Origin of the sequence: Flavobacterium araucananum (assembly GCF_002222055.1) — a bacterium.
Taxonomy (GTDB): domain Bacteria; phylum Bacteroidota; class Bacteroidia; order Flavobacteriales; family Flavobacteriaceae; genus Flavobacterium; species Flavobacterium araucananum.
In genome coordinates, this window is sequence record NZ_MUGS01000096.1 from 1 (window position 1) to 5110 (window position 5110).

Below are 5110 nucleotides of genomic sequence, written 5' to 3' on the forward strand. Positions count from 1 at the left end.
TTTTTGAATCGCTTTTTGAAAACGATCTTCGGTAATAGGTTTTACTAAATAATCAACAATACATTCGTATTCAAAAGCTTCGATAGCAAAATTCTTATCAGAAGTTACCAGTATAATTTTGGGAGGATTTTTAATTGTCTGAATGAAATCGAAACCTGTGAAATCAGGCATGTGGATATCTAGAAAAATCAAATCGACCTCATTCTGATTCAGGTACTTTATGGCATGCATAGCATTTGAGAACTCTTGTAACAAGTTTAATTGATGGGTGTTCTCAATCATTTTTTCTATGATGGCTCTTGCCATTTTTTCGTCGTCAATAATAATGCAATTCATAGTATAAGCCGATATTATAATGCCAGAACAAGCTTTTTAAGGATCTTGAAAATAACTTCAAAGCCTGATTGAAAAGACGTACTGTTTTTTTGTAATTTTCTTCCTATTCTTTAGCAATATAATAACTTTTTTTAAGACGTAGTATGTTATTTTTATATTTTAACTAAGAATATTTTATTAGATTCTGTGGCATTTGGGAATAACTTTATCTTTATAATTTTAAACCCATCGAAAAATGAATACCAAAGGTCATTGTTATCCAAAGTCTATTATTCTCTAGGCAGTATATTTTAAGCTTAGGTTTACTTTAAGTTATCGAGATGTTGAAGAAATAATGAAGATAATGGGCGTGATTGTGGATCATGCTACGATCCAACGCTGGGTTTATAAATTTACACCCTTCATTGAATCAGAGATGAAGAAGAGAAAGGTCAAAGTGGGGGGCAAGCTGGAGATTGGATGAAACCTATATCAAAGTAAAAGGCATTTGGTGTTATTTATATCGAGCAGTAGATAAATTAGGCAATACAGTAGACTTTCTTTTGACCAGAAAAAGACACAGAATGAGCGCTCAGTCTTTTCTAATTAAAGCAATTAGTAATAACTACAAACCACAAGTAATACACATTGATAAAAACGGTTCTAATACAGCAGCGATCAAAGTATATAACAAGCGTTTGTTCTCAAAGATTAAAATCCGGCAATGTAAATATCTTAACATTGTTGTCGAACAGGACCATCGTTTTATCAAGTGGCGTATACAAAACGGATTAGGCTTTAAAAGTTTTGGATCTGCAAAGAGAACTCTAAGCGGAATTGAAGTTGTGCATATGCTTAGAAAGAATCAGATGATAGACCAGGGATATCTATGTTTAAATCATTCTGTAAATTGGCGAGGTAATTTTTAAATTACTTAAATTCTTATATTTGATTCTGACAGATGCGACAGAACCCGTAAATCATCTACTACAAAAAATTTTAGGAATTGGCTCAATGGAAAGTTGGTCTTTGTATTTAGGATGATTTTTCAAATTCGAATAATGAGCTTAATTTAATCTCAAACCCGCTGTAGTAAAAGAATGATAGCGCTAGTGGCAAATGAAAAACATACGAAGATTGATTTATTAAAACTGAAGAAAAACTTAAAACTCTATCCACTAACAGTTGATAACTTGAAAAAAGCGCATGAATTGCTGGAATCAGGTAAAACTATTGCGAAAGTTGCAATTAAATTTTAAATAAAAAACACCATTTTCAGGTAGTATTTAAAACAAAAGAAGCCGTATCGATAGTGAAACGGCCGCTTTTTTTATTTAAACTAATTTCTTTAAAAAATTAAAAAAAAATTACATGAAATTATGTTTTATTACTTGATAATCACTGCCATATTTGGAGTTATAATAGCATCTGAAGTACCGCCGGTGTAACGCTGTGCATATATTTCGATATAATCATTATTTATTAATTCTATTGATGCATTTAACGGAAGAACAATAATATCACCATTGACCTGACCTCTACCATAAATTTTGTATTGGGATAAAACGGTACCATTTTTAGCGATATAAATTATGTAAGTACCAGCTGCCGGAACCTGAAATGAAATAGAACCTCCAACCTGAAAAATTCTTTTCTTTTTTCCGATATAACGTAGTCTGTTATTATTATTTGGAGATACGTCCAGTGCAAATCTAAATAAATTATAAGAGGATGTATTTCCAAGAACTTTTACTATATTACTCGGATTTGATGCACTAAAAGCAGTAGAAGCTCCAGATCCCACTGGGTAATCCATTGAAAAGTCACCTACTGCATTTGCATCTGCTTCTGTAGGTATTCCGGCGGCTCTTACGGTCCAGCTATTGTTAAAATTGTAGCCTGTATAGGTTCCTACCGTATATGGTTTTACAAATCCTGTAGTATTCGCGCCTGTAAAAACTACCGATTCTAATACAGCATCGCCACTTATTGTAGGGTTTCCAGATACATCAAATCCTATTGCAGAACCCTCTACCTGACTAAAACCACCTTGTTTCTCTACCAGCATAAAAGATCCGGTAAGTTTTTCATAGGTTCCGAAATTATTACCAAACCATCCTAAATTACTAATTAGCAATTGGTTAATGTTGTTGTACGTGATTCCATTCGTATTATTAGAAAATTGTATAATACTTAAAAATACTAATCCAAAACCAGAAATCGTACCTACTGTATTAGAATTCGCCACTATACAATCTCTAAATATTAAATTTTGAGTTGCTGCTCCGCTAAGGTTAAACACATTTCCTGCAGAAGCAACAAGGGTTAAACTTCTTATACTTCCGCCGTTTGCGCCTTCAAAAATATTTCCTGACGTTCTCAGGATAATATCTTCATTTGCATCCAATCCTTGTACATAAGCATTATTTAGATCAATAGGAAAGTTAAAGGCAACAGTACCGTTAATTTCATACAGTGTATTAGAACTCAAAAGGTATTTAGATCCTCCACCATTCGCAAGTTCAGTTGCTAATACAGTTGCCAGAACATCTGTAGATTTTATACGTTTAAAATTGATTCTTCCGGGAACACCACTAACTACAGGCAGCCAGGTTGAGGTACCAGCTGAATAATAGTAAAATACCTTTAAATCAGTATCGTATACCATTAAGCCATCTGCAGGGGTTGTTATGGAATTTCTTTGAACTGTTGTCATTCTGGGTGTCAGCATTCCTTTTGTGGTAGAAGTAATGTCGAGAACTGAACTTGCGTTTGGTGTTGTTGTACCAATTCCAATTTGTGCATTTCCTGTTAATGTAATAAGCAGGAAGAAAAATAAAAATAATGACTTATGATTTTGTAGAGTATGTTTATGGATCATAATTTCTAGTATTAGTTAATGGTGTGGATATTTTTATTTTTAAATCGTATTATTTTATTTGCCCGAATTTGAAATGACAATTTTTTCGTCGAACCTTTCATTATCAGTGGTCAGGAACTCTGCAATGTAGACTCCGCTGCTTAAATCATTGGTTGAAAAAATGTAATTTTGCTCAGTTCCCAAGTCTTTTTTAGATAGTACTACTTTGCCTAACATGTCATATAGTTTAAAGGATTTTAGTGCTAAGTTGTTAGGGTTTGAAACTTTTAGATTATTACTTACATTATCCTGTGTAATAAAAAACTGTTTAGTGGCCTGGCTACCTGTTCCTAGTGTTTTCTCATTTTTAAATGTAATTTTAAAGCGGTCCGGGTATGTTCCGGGTAGAACTGCGATTTCATACGTTCCGTTTTTGATGTCATGATAAGAATCATCAAGAGCATCATAGAGGTATATCATTTGCGTAGGATCAAAATTTACGACTTCCGGAATATAAAATTTAAAATTAGTATTGTTTGTTACTTTTGCAGCAAGTGGTATTTTCTTTGTCTCATCAAAATTAACACCCTGAATTACATAATTACCGTCTTCTATCCAAAAGGTAACATCGTCCGGGAGTTCGTCATTCACATTTAAGGCGTCTATGCCATAATCAATTCCATCTGTCGCTTCCGGGACAAAAGCCAATGCCAATTGTCTGGTAAACTGATTGTTTATTATGGTATTAAGTCTTAAAAGCGAAACTTCTTCAACAACTACATCAGTTGCTTGTTCTTTTTTGGTGTTTTTTTCTTTTGGTGCATGTTTTTCAAATTGAGAGAAACCAGTTCCTTCTTTATAAAATGCTCTGTGGGCGTTCTTAAATATAGCAGTTCCGCTCGCAGTGGCATTAATTACAAATCCCTGACCAATAGGAGAATATTTACGTTGTATTGCAAGTCCCGATGATGACCCGGTGTTGTTTATTGAGCCATCTGCGTTGTACGAATTAAAAGTTGCAGGAACATATACACCATTCGAAACTAAACTTATGGGAGAATAACTTCCGTAACCTCCTCTGTAATTTACCAGCGTATGAGAATTTACGGTTTTATCCTGCTCCCAAAAATAAGCAATACCACCAGTTGCTGTATTGGAAGCATCTAAAAGAAAAGCATTTAAGTGTAAAGCAGATGGATATGGATTTCCGGTTAAGGTTGTATTATTTGCGCCTAAACTAATCGTAATAGTCCCGTCATTAGGTTTTCCCCTAAAATCATATCTCTGTGCACCTCCGGGATTGTTTGTTATACCGGTTCCTTCAGGATCTGTTGCATCAGTTCCGCTGGTGCCTTTCATCGTAAAACCTTCGCCCGGAGCTATTGTTGATGCGCCTCCAACAAATATCCACTGCGAATAATCAACGCCATTAATGAGTTTATAAACCCAGGCAGAGGCTATGGCAAACGGATTGGAAGTCCCGTCCTCAATACTTTGGGCTAAAATAGTGGCTGGAGTAGATACGATTGAACTTGTTGGTCTGTTTAGCATCGTAATTCCAAAATTCTCATTTCCGGATGCTACAGAAGCGTTTCCAACAGGGGAGCACCAGTAATTGTAATCGTAATTGTCTGATGTACCTTCCTGATAAACAGATAGCAAACCTGTACCTGTATTGCTTGATGCTCCAGTGGTTCCTTGCACGAGCTGTGCATTATTTCTTAAATATAAATTTGAAGTCGAAGCCAAATTTATATCCTGTTGAACATAGAGTACTTCATTTTTTACATACATGTTTGCAGTAGGACCAAAATAAATTTGTGAGATACATTTTGTGCTAGCCAGTACTAAAATAAGTAATGTGATTTTCTTCATAACTTTCACTTTTTTAATGTATTAATAGTTTGTGGTTTCTGTTCTGATGGTGCGTTTCTC

Annotated in this window: 3 protein-coding genes and 1 pseudogene; 1 reads left to right on the forward strand and 3 read right to left on the reverse strand. The window is 34.5% G+C overall.

Annotation, left to right across the window (positions count from 1 at the left end):
* Positions 1-336: LytR/AlgR family response regulator transcription factor (locus B0A64_RS24130; RefSeq protein ID WP_123875959.1), on the reverse strand; the 336-nt coding region annotated here is incomplete at its 3' end.
* A 235-nt stretch (positions 337-571) separates the two neighbouring features.
* Between B0A64_RS24130 and B0A64_RS24135 the strand changes: the two are divergent.
* Positions 572-1237, forward strand: a pseudogene (locus B0A64_RS24135) (IS6 family transposase).
* Positions 1238-1702: 465 nt separating this feature from the next.
* On the opposite strand, the gene B0A64_RS24140 reads toward B0A64_RS24135, so the two are convergent.
* Together B0A64_RS24140 and B0A64_RS24145 are read right to left on the reverse strand one after the other, a co-directional pair.
* Positions 1703-3196, reverse strand: coding sequence for a hypothetical protein (locus B0A64_RS24140; protein WP_244285486.1), 1494 nt, complete (start codon positions 3194-3196; stop codon positions 1703-1705).
* A 54-nt stretch (positions 3197-3250) separates the two neighbouring features.
* A complete protein-coding gene (locus B0A64_RS24145) occupies positions 3251-5050 on the reverse strand; it encodes a T9SS type A sorting domain-containing protein (RefSeq protein WP_244285487.1) in 1800 nt (599 codons plus the stop codon).
* Between the last annotated feature and the right edge of the window lie 60 nt (positions 5051-5110).

Coding starts and splice junctions, on each gene's coding strand:
- B0A64_RS24140 (WP_244285486.1), bottom strand. CDS start 3,196: ATGATCCATAAACATACTCTACAAAATCATAAGTCATTATTTTTATTT.
- B0A64_RS24145 (WP_244285487.1), bottom strand. CDS start 5,050: ATGAAGAAAATCACATTACTTATTTTAGTACTGGCTAGCACAAAATGT.